The organism is Microbacterium sp. HM-570 (assembly GCF_054165885.1).
In genome coordinates this window covers 508,850-534,583 of sequence record NZ_CM135111.1, presented here as the reverse complement: position 1 = coordinate 534,583, position 25,734 = coordinate 508,850, and the positions used below count along the sequence as shown (strand labels likewise).

The window sequence follows — 25,734 nt, the reverse complement described above, 5'->3', positions numbered from 1 at the left end:
GACCTACTCAGTGCGACGCGTGATCGTCGTGCGCGCCGTGGGCGGCCGACTCGTGCGCGTGACCGGCGTCATGGGCCGAGTGGGACTCATGCGCGTGACCCGCATCCATCGAGCAGTGGTCGGTCATCTCCGGGGCCGGGACGTTAAGCACGGGGTTGCGCTCGAAGAAGTTGTACGGCTTGAGCGTGAACTTGGCGTAGTCCATGGGCATCACAGGCCAGTCCTCGTTGCGCGGGAAGTGCGTCAGGCCGAACGTGTGCCAGAGCACGACGTCCTCGCCGACGAGCGGCTCGTCGCCCGCGATGTAGGCCGTGACGCCGTCGCCGCCGGGGTTCTGGTTGACGAAGTCGCCGGCCGCATAGCGCTCTGCGGGGTCGTACTTCGTCACGAACAGGTTCTTCGTGGCGAACTCGGCACGCCGGGCGATGGAGGATCCGCCATCCGCCATCAGCGTGGGCGTCTCGGTCGGGAACAGCACATACGATGTCGGTTGCCCGAGCTCGGTCGTCTTGTCGGTCGATGCGATCTGCCACACGCGGTTCACGGCGCCGTCGGCGACGCGCCCCGAGACGGACTCCGACGCGATGGGTGTGACTTTCTTGGTGAAGGCGTTGCCAGCCGGGTTGGTCTCGGACACGGGCAGGCGCACGGCGTCGATCTCGTTGACGACGTTCGAGAGCCCGTCGACGGTCATGTCGAGACGTGCCGAGAACAGGTGCTGGTGGTACGGGGCGCCGAGGCCCGGCGCGACCTGAGACGCGTACGGGTAAGCCGAGCCATCCTCGGCATCTCCCGGGAACGACGACGTGAACAGGATGCCGGTGAGCTTGGCCTCGCACTCGATGGTGCCGTCGAGGTAGAGGTACCAGTAGAAGCCGTAGTCGTAGTTGCCGACCGTCGTGAAGAACGAGATCACCAGGCGACGTGACCGACGCACCTCGTGCGACCCGGTGAAGATGTCGGTGTGCTTCCAGAGGGTTCCGAAGTCCTCTTCGTGCATGCAGATGCCGTTATCGATCGTGCGCGGCATGCCGAGCTCGTCGGGCAGGATCGCGTCGAAGTACGTGATTTCGCCAACGCAGTCGCAGCCGAGCGCGAGCGAGTTCGTGTAGCGGCCGAACATGTACTCGCCGGTGTCGAAGTAGTTCTGCCAGAAGCGGTTCGGGCTGGGGTCGGCATACGGTACGAGCATCTCGTTGATAGATCCGCGGTACATGACCGGGCGATCGATACCCTTGTCGGCGAACGACAGCTCGCGCAGGATCAGGCCCTCGCGCATGTCGAAGCCGATCCGCAGCTTCCAGTTGCCCCACGTCACGTGCTCGCCGTCGACCGAGAAGCTCGGCCCCTCGGGCTGCGTGATCACGATCGGCTTCAGACCCTCGAGCGGCGGCCCCTGCAGTTCGGGGTCGTCGAAGTTGCCGTGCGTCTCGGGCACGGCAAGCCCGGGGGTGTCGATGATCTCGATGACGCGGCGGTCGGCGGTGTCGATGTAGGCGGTGAGGCCGTCGACCGGGTGCGCCCAGGGGTGGTCGGACGGGTGGTCCATGCGGAACACGAACGACCGCACAATGCGGCGCCCCTCTTCCGCGGCGTAGCCGTAGTGACCGGCCGAGAGCGGCACGGCGACAACCTGGTCGATGCTCAGTCCACGAGCTGCGAGGGCGGTGAGCCATCCCTCGTCCTCCGCCAGGATGAGTCCCACGTCTTCGAACTCGGCGTCGAGGATCGGCAGCTGTCCCTTCGAGCCGTCGAGGACCGTGCTGGAGAGGGTCTCGCCCGTTGCGATCGACACGATCGAGTCGGTCGATCGCCCCGTCGCCATGTCGAGCAGTTGCACCCGCGCGCGGCGGTCGGGCAGGGGACCATCGCCCGCCTCCCAGCCGAGCACCTCGCCTTTGGTCGGCTCTTCGAGGCCGACATACGCGAAGCGCATGGTGGTCGTGAAATCCGGCCACCCCAGCACGATCGTGCGCACCGCCTCGATTTCGGCAACCGAGAGGGACGACAGTGGGTGGGCGGGGGCGCCGGGCGCGGCGTAGGCGGCGGATGTCTGGATGTCGGTGATGCTCATGCGGTGTGTCTCCTTGGGTGTTGCGGGGTCACTTCGACAGGCTCAGTGACCGGGGATGGGGCTCAGCGACCGGCGATGGGGCTCAGTGACCGGGGATGGGGCTCAGCGACCGGGGTGTCGGGCGGGTCCGACGGCCCATGAGCTTGTCGACGGGACCGACGGACGGCTCGGGATCAGCCGGCGATCGAGTCGGTCAGCTTCGCGTAGGCGGCCGGGCGGCTCTTCTTGATCGACCACGCCTGGACGTACCCGAGCGCCGGGAAGAGCGCGATGAGCGCGAGCAGGAACCAGCTCACGCCGCCGAAAACCGGAGTGCCCTCGCCATCCACGTCGCCGACCATGATCGGGAAATATGCCGCGATGAGGACCGCGGAGGCGATCAGACCGAGCAGCCCGAGGGCGGGGGCGACGATCGTGTTCCACGCACGTCGGTCTTTGCGGGTCTTCACGAAGTAGACGATGACGGCGACCGAGGTGAGAGCCATCAGGATCGAGATCGCGAGGGTCGCGACGCCGGCGAACCACGTGAACACCTGCAGGACCGGGTCGAGGTTCAGCGCCGCGAAGACCGCGATCAGCACGACCGCGGTGACGGTCTGTACGAGCGAGGACACGTGGGGCGAGAGGTGCTTGGCGTGCACCGAGCCGAGGCGATCGGGCAGGACGCCCGCGTTCGCCATGGAGTGCTGGTAGCGCGTGACGACGTTGTGGAAGGACAGGACGCACGCGAACATGGCTGTGATGAGCAGGATGTTCACACCGATCTCGCCCGCGACGCCCAGGTAGCGTGCCATGGTCGTGATGATGAAGGTGCCGGGGTCTTCGGCGACGACGCCGACCACCCCGTCGGGGCCCCAGGCCATGACAAGAGCCCACGACGCGAGTGTGTAGAACAGGCCGATACCGATCACGGCTGCGTAGGTCGCGCGGGGGATCGTCTTGTTCGGGTCGCGCGCCTCGTCGCGGAAGATCGCCGTCGCCTCGAAGCCGATGAACGCCGCAATGGCGAACATGAGCCCGACGCCGGGCGACCCGCTGACGACGTTGGCGGGCTCGAACGGCGCCAAGCTCAGGCCGTCCTCGCCGCCCGCGAACATGACCGCCGCGACCAGGATCAGCACGATGCCCACCTCGGCGACGAGCAGAACACCCAGAACCTTGCTGGAAAGGTCGATGTGGCGGTAGCCGAGGATCCCGACGAGCGCGATGACGCCGAGCGAGAAGAGCCACCACGGCAGCAGCGGCCCACCGAGGGACTGGACGGTGACGGACAGGATGTAGCCGATGTATCCGTAGACCGAGACCTGGATGGTCGTGTACGTCAGCATCGCGATCCATGCGCTCGCCAGACCCGTCGATCGGCCGAGACCGTACCCGACGTAGGTGAAGAAGGCGCCCGGCTTGGGCACGTGGCGGGTCATCGTCGCGAGACCGACGGAGAACAGCACCAGGATGACGGCACTGATCGCGTAGAGGGCCGGGAATCCGACCCCGTTGCCGATCAGAATGCCGAGTGGCGCAGCGCCACCGATGACGGTCAGCGGCGAGGCGGCAGCGACGACCATGAAGACGATGGCGGTCACACCGAGCGAACCCTTCAGGGCGCGCTTGGCGGATGCCTCGACTTCCGGGGACTCGAGTTTGGTCATGAGGTGTCCGATCTGTGGGGGATCTGTCGTGAGGTGCGCGGGTTGATCCGAGCCTGGCGGCGGCCCGTTGCTTGGCCGTCTCGGCCGCGTGAAACCTCGCCGTCGCGGTGTGGGACGCCCGCCCCTGGGCGTCTCATTCGGTGACACACGGTCGAAACACGTGGGACGTGCAGCGGCAACCGGCCGTGCGTACCGTGAGGCCCAGCGGGAAGGAGCTGATGTGACGGCACTCGATCGGGCGATTGCGCGTCCCTCTCCCGTTCGCGATTTCGGTGCGCGTTCGCCTCTTGACGGCCTCGACAGGCGAAGCGTCTCGTTTGCCGATGTGCTGGCGCAGTCGGTTGCCGCCGTTGCACCGTCCGCGGCCGCGACGACGGTGGTGGTGCTGGTCGCGGGGGTGGCCGGCGCCGCCACCGTCCCCGCGATGCTCGCGGCGGGACTTGTCGCCCTGATGGTCGCCTCGACGATCAATCAGTTCACGAAGCGGATGGCCGCGGCCGGATCGCTCTACACCTTCGTCTCGAAGGGACTCGGGTCGGGGGCCGCGCTCGCCGCGGGCGCCGCCATCGTGATCGGCTACGCCTTCATCTCCGTGTTCGCCCTGCTCGGCGGAGCGCACTATCTCACGATGCTGATTCGTGGCCTCTGGCCGGGTTTCGGGGGGATGTGGGATATCGCGGCGGTGCTCGCGGCGGAGGCCGCGGTGCTGGCACTCGTTCTGGTGCGGGGCATCCGGGTCTCGTCGCGGGTCGCCCTCGTCGTCGAGCTCGTGTCGGTCGTCATCATCCTCGTGCTCCTCGTCGTGCTCCTGGTGCAGATCGGGCCCCTGGATGTCTCGGCCCTGCTGCCGACCGAGGGCGTCTCGCTCGCGGGCTTCGCGGCGGGCGCTGTTCTCGCGCTGACGGCCTTCGTCGGATTCGAGAGCGCCGCGACGCTCGGGGTCGAGGCGCGCTCGCCGCTGCGAAACATCCCGCGGGCGATCGTGGCGACGGTGCTGGTGGCGGGTGGGTTGTACCTGCTGGCCGCATACACGCAGGTCGCGGGGTTTCACATCCTCGGCCGGGAGTTGGCGGGCAGCGATTCGCCGGTCAACGCGCTCGCCAGCGCCTACGGGGTCGCGCAGTTGGGGGTGCTCATCGACCTCGGCATCGCCGCATCCTTCCTCGCGTGCGCGATCGCCTCGACAACCGCGCTCACCCGGGTACTTTTCGCGCTCGGGCGAGACGGAATCGCACCGCCCGCTCTCGGGAGCGTGCACCGGCGGTTTCGCACGCCGATCGGCGCAATCGCCGTCGCCGTGCCGGTCGTCGCGATCGCGCCGATAGCGGCCGTGCTCGTGGGTGTCGGGTTGTGGGATGCGATGGAAACGGTCATCGCCGTCTCGGCAGCGGGCTACATCGGTGCATACGCCCTCGTGTGCGTCGCGGCGCCCGTCTTCTTGCGCAGAATCGGAGAGTTGACCTTCCGGGTCGGCTTGGTCGCTTTCACCTCGGCGCTCGTGCTCGCGGCAGGACTCGTCGCGTACCTGGTCTTCGAGGGCGTACGCGGAAACCCGGGCGCACCGCTGGCACTCGTGGTCGCGGTGGTGGCGGCGCTCGTCGTGGCCTGGCGCAGACGCCGGGGTGAGGCATCCCTCGCCGGAATCGGCGCCTACGACGAACCGGTCGCGTCGGAAGTCCTCGGCGGCGTCGCGCGGAGACCGACGGATGCCTGAGGCGCGGGTTCGTGTGAATGGTCCGGGTGGCGGGGAGCTCTCGGCACGGCAGCCTCGCGCGATCCACAGTGCGCTGACGCTGCTGGAGGCCGTTGCCGAGCTCGGGGCCGGGGCGACGGCCCGCGAGATCTCGGAGGCGCTCGGGCTGCCCAAAGCGACGACCTACCGGCTCGTGAACCTGCTCGTGCAGGACGGCTTCCTCGTCCGCACACCTGACCTGTCGGGCTTCGCGCTCGGCGCCAAGGTCGTGCATCTCGCGTCTGTTGCGGCGCCCGTGCGGCTGCCCTCGGCCGCGCGCGACCTGCTCACCGCGGCGCGCGACCACGTCCGCGGGGGCGTGCACGTCGTGCTGTACCCCGAGGGACGGGTGAGTCTCGTCGACGCCGATCCGGACTTCCCGTTCAGCGATCCGGTGCGCCTGGCGCGCGATCCCGGTCGTTTCGCGCTCGGCCGCCTGTTCTTGGCGGAGGCGGGTTCAGACCCCGACCGCGACCACCCGCCCGGGCTGGATTCTGCGGCAGCCGACATCCGGAGGTTCGGGGTGACGCGGCAGATCGGTGAGCTGGTGCCGGGATTCGGATGCCTCGCTCTGCCCATCCGCGATGCCGGAGGGGCGCTCGCTGGCGCGCTCGGCTTCTCGGGTCCGGCGCATCGGGTGGAGGAGCCCTCCGGGGTCATTCGTCTGCTCGCGCCGACCGCGGAACGCCTCGCGCCGCTCCTGACCTGAGCCGAAGCAGAGCTCGACCGGTCGCGACTCGCCGTTCCATCCGCGGGTGGAACGGCGAGTCGCGTCCGTTCGCGGCTGTCGCGGCGGCGGCTCGTGAGGCTCAGGCGAGCAGGCGACCGCTCGCATCCAGCACCAACCCGCGCGGCAGCACGCCTGCGAGCGCCGCGGCGACGGAGTTCGTGCCGCCCGACACGACGCTCGGCGGGGTACGTCGACGATCCAGGGCCCGCAGGGCGGTCGCGACCACCTGAGCGGGGCTCTGCACGCGGCCCTTCGCCATGTCTTCGGCGTTCGCGATCTCGAAGAACTCGGTTGCCGTGGCGCCCGGGCTCACGGCGAGCACGCGTAGGCCCGAAGCGCGGGTCTCGTAGGCAATGGCCTCGGTGAAGCTCAGGACGAAGGCCTTCGATGCCCCGTACGCCGCCATGTGCGGGGTCGGCTGATACGCGACGACGCTCGAGATATTGACGAGTGCGCCGCGGCCGGACGCGACGAGACTCGGCAGGAAGGCGTGCGTAAGGGCGACGAGCGTCGAGACGTTCAGCTGGATCATCGCGGCGATCCGAGTGGGGTCGGCCTCGATGAAGTCCCCGCGCATGCCGAATCCGGCGTTGTTGATCAGCGAGTCGATGAGGATGCCTCTCTGCGCGAGTTCGTCCCGCAGCTCGGCCGCCGCCTCGTCACGGGCCAGATCCATCGCGATCGGGGTCGCCGTGATGCCGTGCCGCGCGCCGAGCTCGGTCGCGAGCTCGATGAGGCGGTCCTCGCGACGCGCGACGAGTACGAGGTTCGCACCGCGCGCGGCGAGGGAATCGGCGAACGCGGCGCCGATGCCGGAACTCGCTCCCGTGATCAGGGCGGTCGTGGCGGTGAAGTCGATGGGCATGCTCGCCACACTAAGCGCCGTCGGATGTGTGGGGGCCGTGTCCGCGCGGGGAGCGAGACCCTGCGAAGGCCGAGCCGATGCGCGCTGCGCGCATTAGCTTTGAAGGATGCGTCGACCCACGCCCGATCCCGTAGCCCCCGGACAGGAGTCCGTGTGGGACTACCCCCGTCCACCCCGTGTCGAGCGGGTCGACGCACCGGTCACGATCGACCTGGGCGGCACCGGGATCCTCGACACCCGTGATGTCGTCCGCGTGCTCGAGACGAGTCATCCGCCCGTCTACTACGTGCCGATCGCGGACTTCCGGGACGGAGCGCTCGTGCCCGCCTCCGGTTCGTCGTTCTGCGAATGGAAGGGTGCCGCGCGCTACTTCGATGTGGTCACCGGTGGCACCGTCGTCCCGCGCGCCGGGTGGAACTATCCGACCCCCTCGCGCGGGTTCGAGGTGCTCGCGGATCGGGTAGCGGTCTACGCGGGTGAGATGGACGAATGCACCGTCGACGGTGAACGCGTCGTGCCTCAGCCCGGAGGTTTCTACGGCGGTTGGGTGACCTCGGCGATCGTCGGCCCGTTCAAAGGGGTGCCCGGCTCGCACGGCTGGTGAGTCGCGGCCTGCCCGGCCCCGAGGGTACTACTCCGCGTTAGCGTGGAGACATGAGCACCCAGGTAGAGAAGGCCAGCACCCTCGAGCGATTGCACGCCGCCCCCGAGATCCTTCGGGTCGTGAACGTGTGGGATGTCGTCTCGGCGCAGGCCGTCGCCGCGCTTCCCGAGACGAAGGCCCTGGCCACCGCCGGTCACTCGATTGCGGCGACGTTCGGCTATGAAGACGGCGAGAACATCCCGCTCGAGCTGATGCTCGACATGGCCGGCCGCATCGTCGCCGCAACGGACCTGCCCGTCAGCTCCGATCTCGACGCGGGCTACGGCAACGCAGGAGAAACGACGCGCCGCGCGATCGGCGTCGGCGTGGTTGGCGCAAATGTGGAGGATCGGCTTCGCCCGCTCGACGAGTCGGTCGCGAACGTGCGTGCGATCATCGCCGCCGGAGAAGCCGAGGGTGTTCCCTTCGTGCTGAACGCGCGGACGGACGCCTTTGTCCGCGGGGGAGATCGTCCCCGTGAAGCCTCGATCGCCGATGCCGTCGAACGGGGGCGGGCCTACCTGAATGCCGGTGCCAGCCTCGTCTTCGTGCCCGGAATCCTCGACGCCGAGACGACCCGCGAGCTCGTGGCGGGTCTGGGTGTCGGCAAGCTGAGCGTGATCGGACTGCCGGGTTCACTTTCGGCGGCCGAGTACGAGGCGCTCGGTGTGGCGCGGATATCGTACGGTCCGATGACGCAGAGGGTTGCCCTGACCGCGCTGCAGGATGTCGCGATCGACCTCTACGCAGACGGGCTGATCCCGTCGTCGACGCGCGCCCTCAACTGACGCCGGAATAGCGCGCGGCCGGCCGGGGTTTGCATGGGCGTGGGAGCGCTGGCCGTCGACGTCGTGGTGATCGGGGCGGGCCAGGCCGGGTTATCGGCGGCCTACCACCTGCGGCGCCGGGGATTCGTCCCGCTCGACACTTCCGTTTCCGATGCCGCGCCGGATGCCCGCACATTCGTCGTCCTCGACGCGAACGATCGACCGGGCGGTGCATGGCAGCATCGCTGGCAGTCGCTCCGGATGGGTACGGTCAACGGCATCCATGAGCTCCCCGGCTTCCCGGTGCCGCCGGCCGACCCGGCGTCTGCGAGCCGAGACATCCTGCCCGTGTACTTCGCGGAGTACGAGCAGCGCTTCGATCTGCGGGTCCACCGCCCCGAACCCGTTCGCTCCATCGATCGGGAAGACGACGACCCACGAGGCCGCCTGCTCGTCGCGACCGAGAGGGCGGTGTATGCCGCTCGATACGTCATCAATGCGACCGGCACCTGGACCAAGCCGTTCTGGCCGCACTACCCCGGGCAGGAGCGCTTCCGCGGACGCCAACTCCATGTTGCCGACTACGTGTCGGCCGATGAGTTCGCAGGTCACCGGGTCGTCATCGTCGGGGCCGGGGTATCGGCGCTGCAACTGCTCGACGAAATCTCGCGCGTCGCCGACACATTCTGGGTCACGCGGCGCGAGCCGGAGTGGATCGACGAGGACTTCGACATCGCCGCCCGGGTGGCAGCGATCGCGGGCGTCGACGAGCGGGTGCGCCAAGGCCTCGTTCCGGGCAGTGTGATCTCGGTCACCGGCATGCACTGGACACCGTGGGCACGTGCGGCGCAGGCGCGGGGTGTGCTGGTGCGGCATCCGATGTTCTCGTCGATAGAACAGAACGGGGTGCGGATGCCGGATGGTTCGTTCGTCGCTGCAGACGCGATCCTGTGGGCCACCGGCTTCCGCTCGGCGCTGGATCACCTGGCGCCGTTGCGCATTCGCGTGCCCGGCGGCGGCATCCGGGTCGAAGACAGCCGAGCGACCGACGAGCCGCGGCTATTCCTCATCGGATACGGGCCCTCGGCGTCCACGATCGGCGCGAATCGGGCCGGGCGTGTCGCGGTCGCGCAGATCGTCTCCGAGATGAGCTCTGCGCATGATCCGGCGCCGAAACCGACAGCCGAAACGGCGTCATCCGCTACCGCGGGCGCGCTACCCGGTGCGTGAGAGCGTGGCGTGGATCCGCTGCAGATCTTCCAGGAGCGAACCGATCAGGATCCAGTGATCCGGCGACGGTGTGGCGATCACGAGCGGAGCAGTGAGCGCCGGGCCCGTCGTGTCGCCCCTCTCGACCTGCGCCGCGTCGGTCTCGACGCCCCGCAGGTCGAGGCGGACGTCGTGGGCGGCCCGCCGCAACTGGTCGGCGATCGCCCGCACGGTGGGCTCGTCGGGGATCGTCGGGTCGTAGTGATCGTAGAAGGCGCGGGTCATCCCGATGACCTGCGTGACGATGGGTCCGAGGCGATCGAGCACTGAGTTGAGGCTCGCCAGCTCTTCACGGTGACGCCGCGCCCGGGGGTTGAGGGTGAGGGATTCGCGGCCCGCGGCGATCGCGTCTTCGGCCGCGTCGCGCATGGGTCGCATCAGCCGGGCGGTAAGCAGGAGCTCCTCGAGATCCGCTCTGGAGCGCGGATGCTCGAGCGCCGAGGCCAGACGTTCGAGCGATGCGGCCACCTCTTCGCCCAGCGCCTCGACGGCGCGATGGGCGGGGGTAACCGCCACGGGCGGCACCAGGATGACGTTCACGATGATGCCGATCGCGGCACCGATGATCGTCTCGAGCACGCGGTCGACGGCGTATCCCGGAGTCGCGGCGCCCAAAGAGAGTACGAGCAGGGCGCTGATCGCCACCTGATTGGATGTACCCGACGTCGCGCGGGCAAGCCAGGCGACGATCAGCGCGACGACGATCGACACGAGGATGACCCAGGTGTACTCACCGAAGGCGATCCCGAGCGCCGACGCGATGACGACGCCGACGATCACCCCGACGCTGCGCTCGATGGCTTTGCTGAACGACTGGTTGAGGCTCGGCTGAACGACCAGTAGGGCGGCGATCGCGGCGAAGACGGGCGGCGGACCCTGCACGATCGCATCCGCGATCAGCCACGCCGAGACCGTCGCCACGGCGGCCTTGGCGACCTGCAGAACGGGCGCCCGCTGCGGGGCGCGGATGGCGGATGACACGCGCATCCCCCCACGGTATGCCGGTACCGGCCCGGCGTGTCGCGGGCGCGCATAGGCTGGATGGTTCGGAACGATCGAGGAGGCTCGCATGTCACGGATTCTGATCATCGGCGGTCACGGCAAGGTGGCGCGTTTGCTGACGCCGCTCCTGATAGCCCGCGGGGACGAGGTCTCGGCGGTGATCCGCAACGCCGATCACACCGCCGATGTCGAGGCGGATGGCGCGACCGCTGTCGTCGCCGATGTTGCCAGTCTCGACCGCGCGGAACTCGCCGCGCTGTTCGCGGGCCACGACGCCGTCGTGTGGTCGGCGGGCGCTGGTGGGGGATCTCCCGAGCGCACCTACGCGGTCGACCGCGACGCGGCGATCCGCTCGATGGACGCGGCGCAGGACGCCGGCGCGAAGCGCTACGTCATGGTGTCCTACTTCGGTGCCGGGCCCGATCACGGTGTGCCCGCGGACAACTCGTTCTTCGCGTACGCGGAAGCGAAGGCCGCCGCTGACGAACACCTGCAGGCCACGGGGCTGGACTGGACCATCCTCGGCCCGAGCGGCTTGACGCTCGACCCGCCGACGGGACGGATCGATGTCGGCGGCGAGTCGCGCACGGTCGCGCGAGCGGATGTCGCGGCGGTCATCGCCGCTGTCCTCGCGGACCCGTCAACGGTCGGTCGCACGATCGAGTTCAACGCGGGTTCGACCCCGATCTCCGACGCCGTCCGCGCCTGATCCGCCTCAGCGCGAGACACGCGGCCCCCCTCGTCGTTCCCCGACTTATCGTGGAGGGATGACAACGGGGGCCGCGGTTCCGGGATCGGCGGAGGCTGAGCGACCCGACTATGCCGCGTTCATCAGCGACCGGCGTGACGAGATCACCGCGCGGCTGAACCTCGTCGACGCGCAATTGATCGGCATCCGTCGGGCGCGCGAAGAATGGACGGATGACGAGCACGACCCCGAAGGGTCGACCCTGATCACGGAATGGTCGCGCGCCGAGGGGCTGCGCGGTGAGTACCTCGTAGAGCTCGCCGAACTGGAGCACGCGCGCGAACGACTCGACGCGGGAACGTACGGTCGGTGCGAACGCTGCGGCGAGCAGATCGTGGATGGGCGTCTGCGACGAGTGCCGGCGGCAAAGACGTGCGTGCCGTGTCTCGGCGCGTCGCGCTGAGGCTCGCTACACTCGCACCCAAAGCCACCTCGTCGGAGACTTTCGCCGCGGGGCGGAGTCCGGGGCCGCCGAAGGCAGGGACCGCAGTGGGGACTGAGAACAGAGCGCTCGTGGGCGATGCCCTCGAGCTCGTCGTGGCGGGCGTGGGGCCCTACCTCGATCGCATGCTCGCCGATCGTGCGGTAGCGCGGGGCGACGCGGATGCGGAGCCGAACGTCGATCGTGACCTCGTCAGCATGTTGGGCGTGCTCGGGGGAGCCCCGACATTCTCTGGGGACGAAGCAACAGCGAATGCCCTCGCCGGCTATGCGCGTGAGCTGCAATCGGTGTGGGATGCCTGGGCGCGCATCCGTCCGTTCGACGCGGCAGAGACCTATCGTGCCCTCGACACGGCCGCGCGTCTCCTGCAGACCGTGGGGGCCGAGGAGGAAGCATCGATCGCGCGCGAACTCGCCACCGTCCCGCTCGCTCTCTTCGCCGCGCGCGTGCTCGCCGAATACGTCGCGGTCGAGAGTTCATCGGGAGGCGAGTCCGCCGAGTCAGTGGATGACTTCGACGGTGCTGAGAGCGAGTCCGCCGGTCCTGCGGACGAGGACGTGGTCGACACGGCGGATGGAGAAGTCGGCGACGACCTGACTCGCCCGGTTCGACTTCGTGCCGTGAACCACTCGCGGCACGCGGAGCGCGTCGAAGATGCACGTGCCCCCGCTTCCATCCGTGCCCTGCGCGCCGTCGATCCCGCCCTGCCGCTCGTGACCTGGTCCGAGCTGAGCGACACGATCACCGCCCTCCTGGCAACGGGACGCCTCGACCCGCAGGTGCTCGCGGGCTTCACCCGCCGCAGCCTGGACGAACGTGCCCGCGCCGCGGTGGCGGGCGCATCGGGACGCGGCGTGACCATCAGGCCCGAGCATGTCGCCTGGGTCGTGTCGGTGTTACGGACGAGGTGTGCCGGAACGGCCCGCGTCACGAGGGCCGCAGCCACAGCCCTCGTCGCCGAATACATCGCCGAACTGGCGCCCCGCGCGGGTGTCGACCCGAGGCGTGTGCGTCAGGACATGATGGCCTGGGTGGACGTCGAGCGCGCCTGACCTGCCTCTCACCTGGCACACTGACCCGGGGACGTCGTGCAGTGCGTCCGGTCTGACCCGGGAAGGAATGCAAACGGTGGCCGACTGGCTGGTGCTGATCGCGCTCGGGCTGACCGTCGCGTTCACGACGATCCCGATCGTCACGACGATCGTCGTTGTTCTCTCGGCCCGCCAGTCACGTCCCGGATGGCTCCTCACGATCGGTTATGCCGCTGCACTGCTTCTGATCGTGGGCCTGTTCGCGGGGGCGTTGCATGCCGTTCGGCTGCCGAAGTTCGGCGACAAGACGCTGATCGGGTGGATCGAGATCGTCGCCGGTGTGCTCATGGTCGTGCTCGGAGTCATTCAGATCGCGCGGCGTCGTACCGCGCCGAGGTCGTCGAGGCTCGTGAGCGGCGTGCGCAACCTCACACCGACGCTGACGGTGGCCCTCGGGGCGAGCTTCGCGATTCACCCCGAGGCGCTGCTCATCACCGCGACGGCGGCCGCGCGGGTGCGCCACGCCGACCCGCCCTTTTTCGTGCTGATGTTCATGCTGGCGATCTTCGTCGTCGCATCGGTGTCGACGGTGGCAGCGATTACCGTGCTCTTCACGTTCGCACGCGGCGGCGTGCGCGAACGGATGGAGCGGTTCCAGGACTGGATCGAGCGCGACTCCGGGTTCGTCATGTCGATCGTGCTCGTGCTCGTCGGCGTCTTCGTGCTGTTGCTCGGCACCGGCAATCTCGGCTGGTTCGGCATCCGTCTGTAACCGATCCTGGGCATAATGCGGGCGTCGACAGCGTTCTGATACCCTGGGATGTCACTTCTGTGACGATCTCGCCGTGAATGCACGGCAACAAGAAATCCGCTTCGCCCGGCCCCGGGTATTCGTTCGTCCATACGGCGTTCGGACAGGGCCGGAGCCCGACACCAACCCAACAAGGACAACCCACTACATGACTACCGCAACGACCGCCACGGCACCCAAGCAGGTCGCGATCAATGACATCGGATCCGCTGAGGATTTTCTGGCCGCGGTCGAACTGACCCTCAAATTCTTCAACGACGGAGACCTCATCGAAGGCACCGTCGTGAAGATCGACCGCGACGAGGTCCTCCTCGACGTCGGGTACAAGACCGAGGGTGTCATCCCCTCGCGCGAACTTTCCATCAAGCACGACGTCGACCCCAATGAGGTCGTCAAGCTCGGCGACGCTGTCGAGGCTCTTGTTCTCCAGAAGGAGGACAAAGAGGGACGCCTCATCCTGTCCAAGAAGCGCGCTCAGTACGAGCGTGCCTGGGGTGACGTGGAGAAGATCAAGGAGAACGACGGTGTCGTCACCGGTCAGGTGATCGAGGTCGTCAAGGGCGGTCTGATCGTCGACATCGGTCTCCGCGGCTTCCTCCCCGCGTCGCTCATCGACCTGCGTCGCGTCCGCGACCTCACGCCGTTCCTCGGCCAGGAGATCGAAGCGAAGATCCTCGAACTCGACAAGAACCGCAACAACGTCGTCCTGAGCCGCCGTGCGCTGCTCGAGCAGACGCAGTCGGAGTCGCGCTCGAACTTCCTCAACGCCCTGCACAAGGGCCAGGTCCGCAAGGGTGTCGTCTCGTCGATCGTCAACTTCGGTGCGTTCGTCGACCTCGGCGGCGTGGACGGCCTCGTGCACGTCTCCGAACTGTCGTGGAAGCACATCGAGCACGCCAGCGAGGTCGTCGAGGTCGGACAGGAAGTCACCGTCGAGATCCTCGAGGTCGACCTCGACCGCGAGCGCGTCTCGCTCTCGCTCAAGGCGACGCAGGAAGACCCGTGGCAGGTATTCGCCCGTACCCACGCGATCGGACAGGTCGCGCCGGGTAAGGTCACCAAGCTCGTTCCGTTCGGTGCGTTCGTTCGCGTCGCAGACGGCATCGAAGGCCTCGTGCACATCTCGGAGCTGTCGGGCAAGCATGTCGAGCTCGCCGAGCAGGTCGTCTCGGTCGGCGAAGAGGTGTTCGTCAAGGTCATCGACATCGACCTCGAGCGTCGCCGCATCTCGCTGTCGCTCAAGCAGGCGAACGACTCGATCGATCCCTTCGGTACCGAGTTCGACCCGGCCCTCTACGGCATGGTGACCGAGTACGACGAGAACGGCGAGTACAAGTACCCCGAGGGCTTCGACGTCGAGACGCAGGCGTGGAAGGAAGGCTTCGACGCCGAGCGCGAGAAGTGGGAGCAGGAGTACGCCGCTGCCCAGGCTCGCTGGGAGCAGCACAAGACTCTCGTCGCCAAGGCCGCCGAGGCCGAGGCTGCAGCGCCCGAGGCATCCGCTTCGTCGTCGTTCTCGAGTGACTCCGCCGGTGCGGGCACGCTTGCCGACGACGAGTCGCTGGCGGCTCTTCGCGAGAAGCTCGCCGGCCGCTAAGCCGCGATTTCGCAACAACCGACAGGGGTCGGGGCTTTCGGGCCTCGGCCCCTGTGGCGTTGGGCGCCGGACACCGTGGCGTTGACGCTCATCCCTGCGTCCGTTCGGGGGCTTCGTCAGCGGCGCACCTCGACGCGGGGCCGGATCGCGACATCCGTGATCTGCACGTCGGCCGGTGCGTCCACGACGTGACGCACTTCGCGCGCGACGGAGTGCGGCCGGATGTAGACCTCGGGATCGTACGTGCCGCCCGCGTCAGCCACCATGGTGCGCTGCATGGCGGTGTCGGTCGGTCCCGGGGCAACCGTGACGACGCGCACGCGGTGCTGTTCCTCATCCAGGCGAAGTACATCGGCGATCGCGCGGAGGGCGAATTTCGACGCCGTGTAGATGGCGCTGCCGGCCGAGGGGCGTGTGCCCGAGCCCGACCCGATGAAGACGATCGTGCCTTGGGTGCGACGAATGAGTGGCAGCGTCGCGCGGGTGAGCAACGCGGGCGAAATGACGTTGATGCGCAGCTGACGTTCCCAGTCGTCCTCCGTCGCCTGTTCGACAGAGCGGACGTCGGCGATCGCCGCAGCGTGCACGAGCACATCGAGACGCTCCAGCCCGGCCGCCAGCCGCTCGATCGCCGCGGCATCGGTCAGCTCCACAACCTGTGGTTCGGCGCCCGTCTCGGAGGCCAGTCGCGCCAGCGCGTCGGCGTTCCGTCCGATCGCGATCACACGGTGCGTGCGCGCCAGGTCTCGCACGATTGCGCCGCCGATGCCTCCCGGGGCGCCCGTCACGAGCGCGAGAGGACGGGAGTCGGACGCGGCGGCTGATTGTGCACTCATGCAACCTGTATACGCGACCTGTCGGCGCGATGCCGGGAGCGGGCGGGCGATAACGTGATGGCATGACCGATGCCGCACCGTCGTCCGCCCCTGCTCCTCCGGACGCGGACGCCCCTCGTCGCGCGCCTCTGGTGCTCGCGGCGCTGATCCTGGCGGCGCTGGTGTGCAACATCAACCTCGCGGCGGCCAACATCGCACTGCCGGACATCGGCGACGCGTTCGGTGCCGGGCAGACATCCCTGAATCTTGTTGCGCTCGGGTGCTCGCTCGGGCTCGCGATGTCGGTGCTGTATCTGGGTGCGCTGGCCGACCGATACGGCCGCAAGCAGTTGCTGGTGTTGGGACTTTCGCTCACGCTCGTGGCGAGCTTCCTCTCTGCTTTCGCCCCGTCCGTTGAGCTTTTGATCGCCGCCCGGATCTTCACCGGCATCGCCGCGGGGATGGCGTATCCGACGACGCTCTCGCTCATCACGGCGCTCTGGGCAAACGGTCCGAAGCGCACCGGCGCCATCGCGCTCTGGTCGAGTGTCAGCGCGATGGCCACGGTGGTCGGCTCGGTGCTCGCAGGTCTTCTCCTGCAGGTCTTCTGGTGGGGTTCGGCGTTCCTACTCGCCCTGCCCTTCGCGGCCGTGGCGCTCGTGCTCGTCGTCATCCTCGTGCCCGCACACGTGAAGGAATCGAGCGAGCCGGTCGACCACCGTGGGGGAGTGCTCGCCACACTCGCCATCGCCGCGCTCGTGCTCGGCATCAGCATGGTCTTCGCGCCCGGACAGGCGCTCACCGGCGCAGTCCTGCTCGTCGCGGCGCTGGCGCTGTTGGCGTTGTTCGGGTGGCGCCAGGCGGTCACCCGGCATCCGCTCTACGACCTGCGCGTTGCTCGGCGGCGTCTCTTCTGGGTGCCGGCGGCCGCGGGGACGATCGTGTTCGGCTCGCTCATGGGGGCCATGTTCGTCGGCCAGCAGTTTCTGCAGAACATCCTCGGGTACAACACCCTCGCGGCCGGGCTCGCGGTCGTACCTGCCGCCGTCGGGCTGCTGGCGATCGCCCCGATTTCGGCGCGCCTGGTCACCTCGCACGGGTCCCGGGTGACGATGCTGGTCGGGTATGCGCTCGTGTTCGTCGGATTCGTGACCATGCTCTTCTGGCGTGAGCAGACGCCGTACCCGCTGATCGGGTTCGGCTTCCTCGTGATCGGTGCGGGCGCCGCGTTCGCGATGACCCCCGCCTCGCGCGCTCTGACCGAGAGCACACCCGTACGTCGCGTGGGCATGGCCTCTGCGACCTCGGATCTTCAACGTGACCTCGGCGGCTCCATCATGCAGGCCCTGCTCGGCGCGATCCTGGCGAGCGGTTTTGCAGCCGCTTTCGCACGCTCGATCGCCGCGAGTTCCGAGGCGTCGCAGATCAGCGACAGCGTGACGCGGGCGCTTCAGGCATCCTTCGCCTCCGCCCTGCACGTCGCTGATCAGTACCCGCAGTACAAGAACGAGATCCTCGCGGCGGCGAGCCACAGTCTGGTCTCGGGCGCTCTCGCGGCCTACCTCGTGGGCGCTATCGCGATCGCGCTCGGTGCGTGCCTGGTGGCGTTCTTCCTCCCCCCGCACGCCCGGGAGCGCGAGCTGGTCGCGCTCTACGAGATGCAGGATGCTTCGGGCGCGACCGATCCGGCGGATTCCGTTGCCCCGAAGCGGGGGTAGCCGTCTGCGTGGCTTGCACTTCGACGGCCCCCGGGCGCGATAAGTTTCAGTCATGACCTCCGACGCCGCACTCGCGCGTCGATCGCGCATCAACGACAGCGTCCGCGAACGCACGGTGCTGCAGAATCAGGTTCTGCTCGGCAGCATCGTTCTGCTCGGCTCGCTGGTGATCCTCGCCATCCAGCAAGCGCGCGATATCGACGCTTTGGTGCTGGGCATGGGCGTCGTGTTCGCCGCGACGGGCGCCGCTCTCGTCGTTCCCTGGAACCGTTTTCCCCCGGTCGTGAGCGCCGTGATTCCCGCCGCGGACATCGTCGCGATCGCGATCCTGCGCTACGCCTCCCCCGAGTCCGGGCTGGGGCTGCTGTGGGCGTTCCCGGCGATGTGGATCGCCTACATGTACGGGCTGATCGGAACTCTGCTGGCGGTGAGCAGCATCACGGTGCTTTTCTGGGTCCTGATCGCGACCAACCCCGGAAATCAGCTGACCGCGACGACACTGCTGTTGCCGGTTGCTGTGGCCGCCGTCGCAACGATCGCGTACCTGGCCTCGAGGCGTTCCTGGGCGCAGCGCGAGCTGCTCGACAAACAAACACGCAACCTCGAGCGCTCGGTGGAGCGCGCACGGCGCCAGGAAGACATCGTCACGGATGCGCTGGACGCCGTCGACTTCGGTGTGATCCGTATTTCGCCGGACGGTTCGCTCGCCGTCACGAACGAGGCCCACGCTCGTCTTCAGCGTGCGAGGTCCAAGGGTGCCGAGGCGGCCGCTTTCGGAGCGGATGGCGTCACGCGCCTGCTCGCCGACGAGATGCCGCTCGCCCGCGCTCGCGCCGGCGAACTCTTCGAGAACGAGCTGGTCTGGTATGGCGAACCGGGCGACGACAGTCGTCGCGCACTCAGCATGACCGCCCGTCGCATCCAGGACGTCAACGGACAGGACGCCGGCACGATCGTGATCTCTCGCGACGTGACGACGGAAGAGCTCGCCCTGCGCGCGCGAGAGGATCTGGTGGCGTCCGTTTCGCACGAGTTGCGCACGCCGTTGACGTCGATCATCGGATATCTGGACTTGGCGCTGGACGAAGAGTCCCTCGCTCCCACGGCACGACGCAGCCTCGAGGTCGCCGAGCGCAACGCCACGCGCCTGCTCGAACTGGTCTCCGACATCCTCACCGTCTCCGCGGCTTCGCGACAGGGCGTCGACTTGACCGTCACGCCCCAGATGTCTGATCTGGCGGAGGTGGTGATGGCATCGATCGAGGCCGTCATCCCTCCGGCGGGGGAGCGTCGCATCACGATCGATGCCTCCGGCGTCGAACCGGCGATGGCGTATGCCGACCCGCACCGCATCCGACAGGTGATGGACAATCTGCTCTCGAACGCCGTGAAGTACAACGACGACGGCGGCCACATCGAGGTGGGACTCACGTCGGACGGCCTGCACGCCTGGATCATCGTCCGCGACGACGGCCCGGGTATCAGCGAACAGGAGCTGCCGCGACTGTTCGAGCGCTTCTTCCGAGCGGATGCCGTCCGCAAGACGACGACGCACGGGAGTGGGCTCGGGCTCGCGATTACGCGCGACATCGTGCGCGCCTCCGGCGGCGAAATCACCGTTCAGACACGAGCCGGCGAGGGAGCGACGTTCATCGTTCGACTGCCCGCCACCGATCCGCGGGGAGAAGCCTGATGGTCTTCGACATGTTCTCGATCTCGATCTGCACCGCGGTCGTCGTGATCGTCGCGGGCGTCCAGTTCGTCCTCGACACCGTTCTGCGACGCGACACGGGCGCGGGGCGGATCTGGTCGCTCGCGTTCATCGCGGCAATCCTGACGACCCTCTCCTATCTGGCCTGGGCCGCCTCGGGTGAAGCAGGTGTCGTGATCGCTATCGGTAACGCCTCCTTCGTGGTAGGCACTGGCTCTCTCTGGGTGGGGTCGCGCAGCTATAACGGTCGCTCCGTGACCATTTCCGCCTGGATCGTCGCGGGCTTCGCCGTCGCGGCTCTCATCGCGGCGCTCTTCGCCGGACCGGACGGCGGCGACTGGGCGGGGGCGCTCGTGATGTTCATCGCTCTCGCCGTCCTGGCGGGGCTGGGCGCGGTCGAATCGCGCCGTGCGGTGATGGGGCGGAGCGCTTCCACGGTCGCGCTGACGCTCGTCCTCGGGGTGCAGAGCGTGTACTACGTCGCGCGCTCCATCGTCTTCGCCATGCTGGGCCCGACGGATGAATTCTTCCTGACCTGGTTCGGATCGATCACGACCTCGTTCCTCACCATCATCCTCACGATGGTGGCGGTCGTGTCGATGTCGGTGCTCCGGTCCGGACAGACGCGTCTGCGCGGGCGCGGGGACAGCACGACCCTCCTCCTCGATTCGGATGGTCTGTACGACGACGAGTCATTCGCCAAGCTGTTTGGCGACCTGACGCACCGAGCCGCGGCGTTCAGCGAGAGGATCGCCGTGATTTCGGTCCGGCTCGATGACCTGCCCCAGATCGCGACCGCCTTCGGCTCCGTCGAGGCTCAGGACATCGCGCACGCGTGGCGGGTCGGTACGCGTCGCTACGCGCCCACCTCGGCGATCGTCGGCCACGCGGGATCGACCGGCATCGTCGTCGCCCTGCAGCCGTCCTCGATCGGGGACGCACGCCGCGTTGCGAGCCGGATCCACCGTCGTCTGCTGGATGACTTCGGATCGATCGGAACGTCGGTCGTTCCGGTTCTCGGGGTGGGCATCGCCGTCAGCGACATCGCGGGCTACGACTCGGAGGCGCTGTTGACCGCGGCGAACGACGCGGCCGTTCGCTCGGCTTCGAGTCCGGATGCCTCGGTGATGATCGCCGGAGCAGTCTGAGACCGATCAGGAGCCGTCTGAGACGGATCAGGCGGAGGTCAGGCGGTAGCCGACTCCGCGTATCGTTTCGATCCAGCGCGGCTTCGCTGCGGATTCGCCGAGCTTGCGCCGCAGGTTTGCCACGTGCACCTCGATCGCGCGCACATCGTGTTCGCTCACGAATCCGCTCCCGCCCGCGTATCGTTCGCCGCGGAGCATGAGTGCCAGGTCGTCCTTGCCGACGACGCGACGGCCCGCCGAGAGAAGGTCGGCCATGATGTCGAACTCGCTACGTGTCAATTCGACGTCCGCGCCGTCGACCATGGCGATACGCATCTCAGGATGAAGGCGAAGACCGCGGTGCTCGTACCATCCGTCGGAGTCATCCTGTTCCGGCGCGATCGGGGCGCCGCTAACCGCTGCCGCAGCAGCCACCGCGGACGGCGCCAACTCGATGGGGGTGACCGTGGCCGGTGCCGCGGTGCGCGGACGACGCATCATGGCCTCGATGCGAGCTCGGAGCTCCCGCGGGCGGAAGGGCTTCGTGACGTAGTCATCGGCCCCCGCCTGGAGCCCCTGCAGAGTATCGATCTCGTCGGCGCGGGCCGTGAGCATGACGATGTAGGTGTCGCTGACGTCGCGGATCCGCTTGGCCGTCTCGAAACCGTCGATTCCGGGCATGCTCACATCGAGCGTGGTCACGACGGGCTGGTGCTCTCGAACGAGCTCGATTCCGTCCATACCGGAGGATGCGGCGTGCACCTCGAATCCTGCCTGCTCGAGGACCTGCGAGATCAACACGCGTATGTCCGTGTCGTCCTCGATGACCACTGCGACACCCGAGTTCGACACCAACACCCCTCCTTGCCAGGCGCGCGTGACGGAAGGTGCGCTGGCTTCGGTGATGATATCCCAGAAGACTCTTCTGAATGCTTCCCCAGGCATTCGTGTCCTAACTGTCGAGGGGCGGACGTCGCGCTGAGACCGGATTCGGGCGTTCTCTCGCGCGACGGAGTCGTGACATACGGGCCCGCCGCCGTCCAGTCCCTGTGCTCGACGTCTCCCCAGACGTGTTCGTTGCATGGTGTTGTGAATCCGTCAGGACTCTTCAGACATGCGGTCGCGAGCGACATGGTCGGACGGCTGGCGCCGGCACCGATGTTTCGAATTGCGAGATCCCCCCGGCTCTCGCTCATCTCTGCACTTCTGCCCGAGAATTTCACGCCCCCCGCGTGGTGTTCCCGTGCTCATTCTTCGTATTTCGTCGCGCCTCACGATCCGGATTCCGGCTCGCTCGGTGCGACAGATATGACGTTAGGCGGTGAGTCTCAAGGGTGGCTCAGCCCGCGCTCAGGGTCGTCTTCAGGTCACGTCTTGAGCGGATCCTGAGGTTTGCGGGTCGCTTCCTCAGGTCGCTTTCAGGCGTGGCATGCTCGATCCATGCCCCTTATCGCACTCACGGGAGGCATCGCGGCGGGCAAGTCGACGATCGCCCGTCGTCTTGCCGAACACGGTGCCGTCATCGTCGATGCCGACGCCATCGTGCGTGAGGTACAGGCCCCCGGGTCTGCGGTGCTCGAGCGCATCGCAGAGACGTTCGGCAACGACGTCATCCGCCCCGACGGTTCGTTGGATCGTGCGGCGCTCGGTGCCATCGTGTTCGGTGACGAGGCCGCTGTCGGTCGCCTCAACCACATCGTCCATCCCGCCGTGCGCGTCCGATCCCAGGAACGCTTCGCCGAGGCGCGGGCGGCAGATCCCGGCGGCGTCGTCGTCTACGACGTTCCGCTCCTCGCCGAGGCCCGCGGGGGTGACCCCTGGGACCTCGTCGTGGTGGCGCACGCACCGTCGGACGTGCGTGCGACCCGTTTGATCACGGAGCGCGGGCTTACCGCGGATGAGGCAGCGCGTCGCATCGCATCGCAGGTCTCTGACGACGAGCGACTCGCGCTCGCCGACGTCGTCATCGACGCGGCCGGCACGATCGAGCACACACTCGAGCAGACGGACGCGCTGTGGGAACGGTTGTCGACCGCGCAGTGACGCGTGGCAGAGCGATCGGACGCGCGCACAGCGATCCGGCGTGCGCGGAGCGCGAACAGCAGAGCCGGTGTCGGAGGCCCCGCTTAGGCTCGAAGCATGCAGACCACGCGCAGCGTTCGGCCGTTCGAGGTCGTCAGTGAGTACCAACCCTCGGGCGACCAGCCGGCAGCCATCGCGGACCTCGCTCAGCGCATCAACGCGGGCGAGACCGACGTGGTGTTGCTCGGCGCGACGGGAACCGGAAAGTCGGCCACGACGGCCTGGCTGGTCGAGCAGGTCCAGCGGCCGACCCTGATCCTGGCCCACAACAAGACCCTCGCCGCCCAGCTGGCGAACGAGTTCCGCGAACTCATGCCCAACAACGCCGTCGAGTACTTCGTCTCGTACTACGACTACTACCAGCCCGAGGCATACGTTCCGCAGACCGATACGTTCATCGAGAAAGACAGCTCGATCAACTCCGAGGTCGAGCGACTCCGCCACTCAACGACCAACTCGCTCCTGTCGCGGCGCGACGTGGTCGTCGTGTCCACCGTCTCCTGCATTTACGGTCTCGGTGCGCCGGAAGAGTATCTGCGGGCGATGGTCGCGCTTCAGGTCGGGGAGCGGTACGACCGCGATGCGCTCATCCGCAAGTTCATCTCGATGCAGTACAACCGCAACGACGTCGACTTCTCACGCGGCAACTTCCGCGTGCGGGGCGACACGATCGAGATCATCCCGGTTTACGAGGAGTATGCGATTCGCATCGAGTTGTTCGGCGACGAGATCGAGGCGCTGTACCGACTGCATCCTCTCACCGGTGATGTGCTCGAGAAGCTGGATGCCGTACCGATCTTCCCCGCTTCGCACTATGTCGCGGGAACAGACGTCATGCAGCGCGCGATCGGGACGATCGAGACCGAGCTCGAGGAGCGTCTGAAAGAACTCGAAGGTCAGGGAAAGCTGCTGGAAGCCCAGCGGCTCCGCATGCGCACGACGTTCGATCTCGAGATGATGCAGCAGCTCGGCTTCTGCTCCGGGATCGAGAATTACTCCCGGCACATCGACGTCCGCGGCCCCGGTGAGGCTCCGCACTGCCTGCTCGACTTCTTCCCGGATGATTTCCTCGTTGTGATCGATGAGTCCCACGTCACCGTTCCCCAGATCGGGGCGATGTACGAGGGGGATGCCTCACGCAAGCGCACGCTCGTCGACCACGGCTTCCGCCTCCCGAGCGCGATGGATAATCGACCTCTGCGGTGGGACGAGTTCAAGAACCGCGTCGGCCAGACGGTGTACCTCTCGGCGACGCCGGGCCGGTACGAGATGGGCATCGCCGACGGAATCGTCGAGCAGATCATTCGTCCGACCGGTCTCGTCGATCCGCAGATCATCGTCAAACCCGCTAAGGGTCAGATCGATGACCTGCTCGAGCAGATCCGCCTGCGCGTCGAGCGCGACGAGCGCGTGCTCGTCACGACGCTCACGAAGAAGATGTCGGAAGAGCTGACGGACTTCCTGGGTGAGCACGGCGTGCGGGTTCGTTACCTGCACTCCGACGTCGACACGCTCCGTCGCGTCGAGCTGCTGACCGAATTGCGAGCCGGTGTCTACGACGTACTCGTCGGCATCAACCTGCTGCGTGAGGGGCTCGATCTGCCCGAGGTGTCGCTCGTGTCGATTCTCGACGCGGACAAAGAGGGGTTCCTGCGGTCTGGGACATCCCTCATCCAGACGATCGGTCGTGCGGCTCGAAACGTGTCGGGTGAGGTGCACATGTACGCCGACACGATGACAGACTCGATGCGCAAGGCGATCGACGAGACGGATCGGCGCCGCGAGAAGCAGGTCGCGTACAACCTCGAGCACGGGATCGATCCGACCCCGTTGCGCAAGCGCATCGCGGACATCACCGAGGTGCTGGCGCGCGAAGGCGCCGATACGGCCGAGATGCTCTCGAAGCGTGAGGCCGGACGCGGCGCGTCCAACGCTAGGGGCAAGGCACCGACCCCGCGATCGCTCAGCACGAAGGGCCATCAGGGAATCGCGGCCGAGGGGGCGAACCAGCTCGAGGCGACGATCGGCGACCTCAGCGCGCAGATGCTCGCGGCTGCATCGGAGCTGAAGTTCGAACTCGCGGCGCGTCTACGCGACGAGGTCCAGGACCTGAAGCGCGAGCTGCGGGCTATGGAGCGCGCCGGGCACGCCTGACCCGCGTCACGGGCAGTGCAGCAGCGGCTTCGGGCCGGAGCGATCGATGCGGTGATCGTCCATCGGTGCGTGGCAGATCGGGCACGCGACGGGTCCGGCCGGTTCGGGTGCGACGTCGTCGTACGGTCCGACCGCCGCGGGGCCGGCGACGCGGATGAGTGATGCGTTGAACCACTGGTACAGCCCGCCGGCTTCGCGAATGCGTTGCCGGAGCGGGGTCTTGTCTGTCATAACGATTAGTGTACTAAGTAATCGGTAGACTGGGTGCATGCCAACCCCCGACGATCTGCTGCGCCTCGACAACCAGGTGTGCTTCGCGATCGTTACGGCGGCGCGCAACGTGGTGTCGATCTATCGACCCATCCTGGAGCCGCTCGGATTGACGCATCCGCAGTATCTCGTCATGCTCGCCCTCTGGGAGAGCGCGCCGCGATCGCTCGGCGAACTGGCCGAAGAGCTCGCCCTCGAGCCGGCGAGCCTGTCGCCTCTGATCAAGCGCTTACAGTCGCAGGGCCTGGTCAGTAGGGATCGATCACCGGACGACGAACGGATGCTGCGCATAGCCCTCACCCCGGCGGGTGCGGTGCTACGCACGCGGGCCCTCGAGGTTCCGGCGCAGGTGATGGCGTCCGTCGGCCTCGACGCGGAACACCTCGCGGCGCTGCGGGACGCGCTCGGACCGTTCGCCGGCCGCGCCGGAAGGCCCTGAATTCAGCGAGAGGTATGCGCATGCGCTCGGGCTCGGACATCCGCTCACCGCGAACCGC

23 protein-coding genes are annotated in these 25,734 nt (G+C 67.7%); 16 read left to right on the top strand and 7 right to left on the bottom strand.

Annotated features, from left to right (window positions below; translation table 11 throughout):
• Window positions 1-7: 7 nt before the first annotated feature.
• Both ACT9TC_RS02525 and ACT9TC_RS02520 read right to left on the bottom strand, forming a co-directional pair.
• On the bottom strand, window positions 8-2,074 hold the full coding sequence (locus ACT9TC_RS02525; protein ID WP_458041879.1) for a primary-amine oxidase: 2,067 nt from the start codon (window positions 2,072-2,074) through the stop codon (window positions 8-10).
• A 173-nt stretch (window positions 2,075-2,247) separates the two neighbouring features.
• Complete coding sequence (locus tag ACT9TC_RS02520; RefSeq protein WP_458041878.1) at window positions 2,248-3,723, bottom strand: APC family permease; 1,476 nt, start codon at window positions 3,721-3,723, stop codon at window positions 2,248-2,250.
• 220 nt (window positions 3,724-3,943) lie between these two features.
• Here ACT9TC_RS02520 and ACT9TC_RS02515 point away from each other — a divergent pair, with 220 nt between their 5' ends.
• A complete protein-coding gene (locus ACT9TC_RS02515; RefSeq protein ID WP_458041877.1) occupies window positions 3,944-5,437 on the top strand; it encodes an APC family permease in 1,494 nt (497 codons plus the stop codon).
• A gap of 13 nt (window positions 5,438-5,450) precedes the next feature.
• The gene (locus ACT9TC_RS02510) at window positions 5,451-6,164 is read left to right on the top strand and encodes a helix-turn-helix domain-containing protein (protein ID WP_458041876.1); all 714 of its coding nucleotides are present in this window, start codon (window positions 5,451-5,453) and stop codon (window positions 6,162-6,164) included.
• 100 nt (window positions 6,165-6,264) lie between these two features.
• Here the strand turns inward: ACT9TC_RS02510 and ACT9TC_RS02505 are convergent, their stop codons facing one another.
• Entirely contained in the window at window positions 6,265-7,050 is a 786-nt protein-coding gene (locus ACT9TC_RS02505) for an SDR family NAD(P)-dependent oxidoreductase (RefSeq protein WP_458041875.1), read from the bottom strand.
• A 106-nt stretch (window positions 7,051-7,156) separates the two neighbouring features.
• On the opposite strand from ACT9TC_RS02505, the gene ACT9TC_RS02500 reads away from it, so the two are divergent.
• From ACT9TC_RS02500 to ACT9TC_RS02490, 3 genes are read left to right on the top strand one after another with little or no spacing between them, the layout of a single operon-like run.
• The gene (locus ACT9TC_RS02500) at window positions 7,157-7,654 is read left to right on the top strand and encodes a DUF427 domain-containing protein (protein ID WP_458041874.1); all 498 of its coding nucleotides are present in this window, start codon (window positions 7,157-7,159) and stop codon (window positions 7,652-7,654) included.
• 50 nt (window positions 7,655-7,704) lie between these two features.
• Window positions 7,705-8,481, top strand: coding sequence for an isocitrate lyase/PEP mutase family protein (locus tag ACT9TC_RS02495; RefSeq protein ID WP_458041873.1), 777 nt, complete (start codon window positions 7,705-7,707; stop codon window positions 8,479-8,481).
• A 33-nt stretch (window positions 8,482-8,514) separates the two neighbouring features.
• Window positions 8,515-9,690, top strand: coding sequence for an NAD(P)-binding domain-containing protein (locus ACT9TC_RS02490; protein WP_458041872.1), 1,176 nt, complete (start codon window positions 8,515-8,517; stop codon window positions 9,688-9,690).
• Here ACT9TC_RS02490 and ACT9TC_RS02485 read toward each other — a convergent pair.
• Window positions 9,676-10,716, bottom strand: coding sequence for an FUSC family protein (locus ACT9TC_RS02485; RefSeq protein WP_458041871.1), 1,041 nt, complete (start codon window positions 10,714-10,716; stop codon window positions 9,676-9,678). The two genes, ACT9TC_RS02490 and ACT9TC_RS02485, sit on opposite strands and share 15 nt — an antisense overlap.
• 82 nt (window positions 10,717-10,798) lie before the next feature.
• Here ACT9TC_RS02485 and ACT9TC_RS02480 point away from each other — a divergent pair, with 82 nt between their 5' ends.
• From ACT9TC_RS02480 to rpsA, 5 genes are all read left to right on the top strand, one after another.
• The gene (locus ACT9TC_RS02480) at window positions 10,799-11,440 is read left to right on the top strand and encodes an SDR family oxidoreductase (RefSeq protein WP_458041870.1); all 642 of its coding nucleotides are present in this window, start codon (window positions 10,799-10,801) and stop codon (window positions 11,438-11,440) included.
• Between the two features lie 58 nt (window positions 11,441-11,498).
• Window positions 11,499-11,882, top strand: a complete 384-nt coding sequence (locus ACT9TC_RS02475; RefSeq protein WP_458041869.1) for a TraR/DksA family transcriptional regulator — start codon at window positions 11,499-11,501, stop codon at window positions 11,880-11,882.
• A 110-nt stretch (window positions 11,883-11,992) separates the two neighbouring features.
• On the top strand, window positions 11,993-12,973 hold the full coding sequence (locus ACT9TC_RS02470) for a hypothetical protein (RefSeq protein ID WP_458041868.1): 981 nt from the start codon (window positions 11,993-11,995) through the stop codon (window positions 12,971-12,973).
• Window positions 12,974-13,049: 76 nt separating this feature from the next.
• Window positions 13,050-13,724, top strand: coding sequence for a GAP family protein (locus ACT9TC_RS02465; RefSeq protein WP_458041867.1), 675 nt, complete (start codon window positions 13,050-13,052; stop codon window positions 13,722-13,724).
• Between the two features lie 187 nt (window positions 13,725-13,911).
• Window positions 13,912-15,360 carry a 30S ribosomal protein S1 gene (gene rpsA / locus ACT9TC_RS02460; protein ID WP_458041866.1) on the top strand — a complete coding sequence of 483 codons (1,449 nt, stop codon included), beginning with the start codon at window positions 13,912-13,914 and terminating at the stop codon, window positions 15,358-15,360.
• A gap of 116 nt (window positions 15,361-15,476) precedes the next feature.
• Here the strand turns inward: rpsA and ACT9TC_RS02455 are convergent, their stop codons facing one another.
• Complete coding sequence (locus ACT9TC_RS02455; RefSeq protein ID WP_458041865.1) at window positions 15,477-16,196, bottom strand: SDR family oxidoreductase; 720 nt, start codon at window positions 16,194-16,196, stop codon at window positions 15,477-15,479.
• 62 nt (window positions 16,197-16,258) lie between these two features.
• On the opposite strand from ACT9TC_RS02455, the gene ACT9TC_RS02450 reads away from it, so the two are divergent.
• From ACT9TC_RS02450 to ACT9TC_RS02440, 3 genes are read left to right on the top strand one after another with little or no spacing between them, the layout of a single operon-like run.
• Window positions 16,259-17,893: an MFS transporter gene (locus ACT9TC_RS02450; protein WP_458041864.1), complete on the top strand. Its 1,635-nt coding sequence runs from the start codon at window positions 16,259-16,261 to the stop codon at window positions 17,891-17,893.
• 52 nt (window positions 17,894-17,945) lie between these two features.
• On the top strand, window positions 17,946-19,586 hold the full coding sequence (locus tag ACT9TC_RS02445; RefSeq protein ID WP_458041863.1) for a sensor histidine kinase: 1,641 nt from the start codon (window positions 17,946-17,948) through the stop codon (window positions 19,584-19,586).
• Complete coding sequence (locus tag ACT9TC_RS02440; RefSeq protein WP_458041862.1) at window positions 19,586-20,752, top strand: hypothetical protein; 1,167 nt, start codon at window positions 19,586-19,588, stop codon at window positions 20,750-20,752. Before ACT9TC_RS02445 ends, ACT9TC_RS02440 begins: the two co-directional genes overlap by 1 nt.
• A 27-nt stretch (window positions 20,753-20,779) precedes the next feature.
• On the opposite strand, the gene ACT9TC_RS02435 is transcribed toward ACT9TC_RS02440, so the two are convergent.
• Window positions 20,780-21,583 carry a response regulator transcription factor gene (locus ACT9TC_RS02435; RefSeq protein ID WP_458041861.1) on the bottom strand — a complete coding sequence of 268 codons (804 nt, stop codon included), beginning with the start codon at window positions 21,581-21,583 and terminating at the stop codon, window positions 20,780-20,782.
• Between the two features lie 588 nt (window positions 21,584-22,171).
• On the opposite strand from ACT9TC_RS02435, the gene coaE reads away from it, so the two are divergent.
• Complete coding sequence (gene coaE / locus ACT9TC_RS02430) at window positions 22,172-22,774, top strand: dephospho-CoA kinase (RefSeq protein WP_458041860.1); 603 nt, start codon at window positions 22,172-22,174, stop codon at window positions 22,772-22,774.
• A 96-nt stretch (window positions 22,775-22,870) separates the two neighbouring features.
• On the top strand, window positions 22,871-24,967 hold the full coding sequence (gene uvrB / locus ACT9TC_RS02425) for an excinuclease ABC subunit UvrB (RefSeq protein ID WP_458041859.1): 2,097 nt from the start codon (window positions 22,871-22,873) through the stop codon (window positions 24,965-24,967).
• 6 nt (window positions 24,968-24,973) lie between these two features.
• Here the strand turns inward: uvrB and ACT9TC_RS02420 are convergent, their stop codons facing one another.
• The gene (locus ACT9TC_RS02420; protein ID WP_458041858.1) at window positions 24,974-25,198 is read right to left on the bottom strand and encodes a hypothetical protein; all 225 of its coding nucleotides are present in this window, start codon (window positions 25,196-25,198) and stop codon (window positions 24,974-24,976) included.
• A gap of 37 nt (window positions 25,199-25,235) precedes the next feature.
• Here ACT9TC_RS02420 and ACT9TC_RS02415 point away from each other — a divergent pair, with 37 nt between their 5' ends.
• Window positions 25,236-25,676, top strand: a complete 441-nt coding sequence (locus tag ACT9TC_RS02415; RefSeq protein ID WP_458041857.1) for a MarR family winged helix-turn-helix transcriptional regulator — start codon at window positions 25,236-25,238, stop codon at window positions 25,674-25,676.
• The last annotated feature ends 58 nt before the right edge of the window (window positions 25,677-25,734 follow it).

Bases quoted from the DNA above. Each gene is read 5' to 3' on its own strand.
- ACT9TC_RS02450 (WP_458041864.1), top strand. From the start codon at position 16,259: ATGACCGATGCCGCACCGTCGTCCGCCCCTGCTCCTCCGGACGCGGAC.
- ACT9TC_RS02490 (WP_458041872.1), top strand. From the start codon at position 8,515: ATGGGCGTGGGAGCGCTGGCCGTCGACGTCGTGGTGATCGGGGCGGGC.
- ACT9TC_RS02415 (WP_458041857.1), top strand. From the start codon at position 25,236: ATGCCAACCCCCGACGATCTGCTGCGCCTCGACAACCAGGTGTGCTTC.
- uvrB (WP_458041859.1), top strand. From the start codon at position 22,871: ATGCAGACCACGCGCAGCGTTCGGCCGTTCGAGGTCGTCAGTGAGTAC.
- ACT9TC_RS02455 (WP_458041865.1), bottom strand. From the start codon at position 16,196: ATGAGTGCACAATCAGCCGCCGCGTCCGACTCCCGTCCTCTCGCGCTC.
- coaE (WP_458041860.1), top strand. From the start codon at position 22,172: ATGCCCCTTATCGCACTCACGGGAGGCATCGCGGCGGGCAAGTCGACG.
- ACT9TC_RS02520 (WP_458041878.1), bottom strand. From the start codon at position 3,723: ATGACCAAACTCGAGTCCCCGGAAGTCGAGGCATCCGCCAAGCGCGCC.
- rpsA (WP_458041866.1), top strand. From the start codon at position 13,912: ATGACTACCGCAACGACCGCCACGGCACCCAAGCAGGTCGCGATCAAT.
- ACT9TC_RS02480 (WP_458041870.1), top strand. From the start codon at position 10,799: ATGTCACGGATTCTGATCATCGGCGGTCACGGCAAGGTGGCGCGTTTG.
- ACT9TC_RS02440 (WP_458041862.1), top strand. From the start codon at position 19,586: ATGGTCTTCGACATGTTCTCGATCTCGATCTGCACCGCGGTCGTCGTG.
- ACT9TC_RS02525 (WP_458041879.1), bottom strand. From the start codon at position 2,074: ATGAGCATCACCGACATCCAGACATCCGCCGCCTACGCCGCGCCCGGC.
- ACT9TC_RS02495 (WP_458041873.1), top strand. From the start codon at position 7,705: ATGAGCACCCAGGTAGAGAAGGCCAGCACCCTCGAGCGATTGCACGCC.
- ACT9TC_RS02475 (WP_458041869.1), top strand. From the start codon at position 11,499: ATGACAACGGGGGCCGCGGTTCCGGGATCGGCGGAGGCTGAGCGACCC.
- ACT9TC_RS02485 (WP_458041871.1), bottom strand. From the start codon at position 10,716: ATGCGCGTGTCATCCGCCATCCGCGCCCCGCAGCGGGCGCCCGTTCTG.
- ACT9TC_RS02420 (WP_458041858.1), bottom strand. From the start codon at position 25,198: ATGACAGACAAGACCCCGCTCCGGCAACGCATTCGCGAAGCCGGCGGG.
- ACT9TC_RS02500 (WP_458041874.1), top strand. From the start codon at position 7,157: ATGCGTCGACCCACGCCCGATCCCGTAGCCCCCGGACAGGAGTCCGTG.
- ACT9TC_RS02445 (WP_458041863.1), top strand. From the start codon at position 17,946: ATGACCTCCGACGCCGCACTCGCGCGTCGATCGCGCATCAACGACAGC.
- ACT9TC_RS02505 (WP_458041875.1), bottom strand. From the start codon at position 7,050: ATGCCCATCGACTTCACCGCCACGACCGCCCTGATCACGGGAGCGAGT.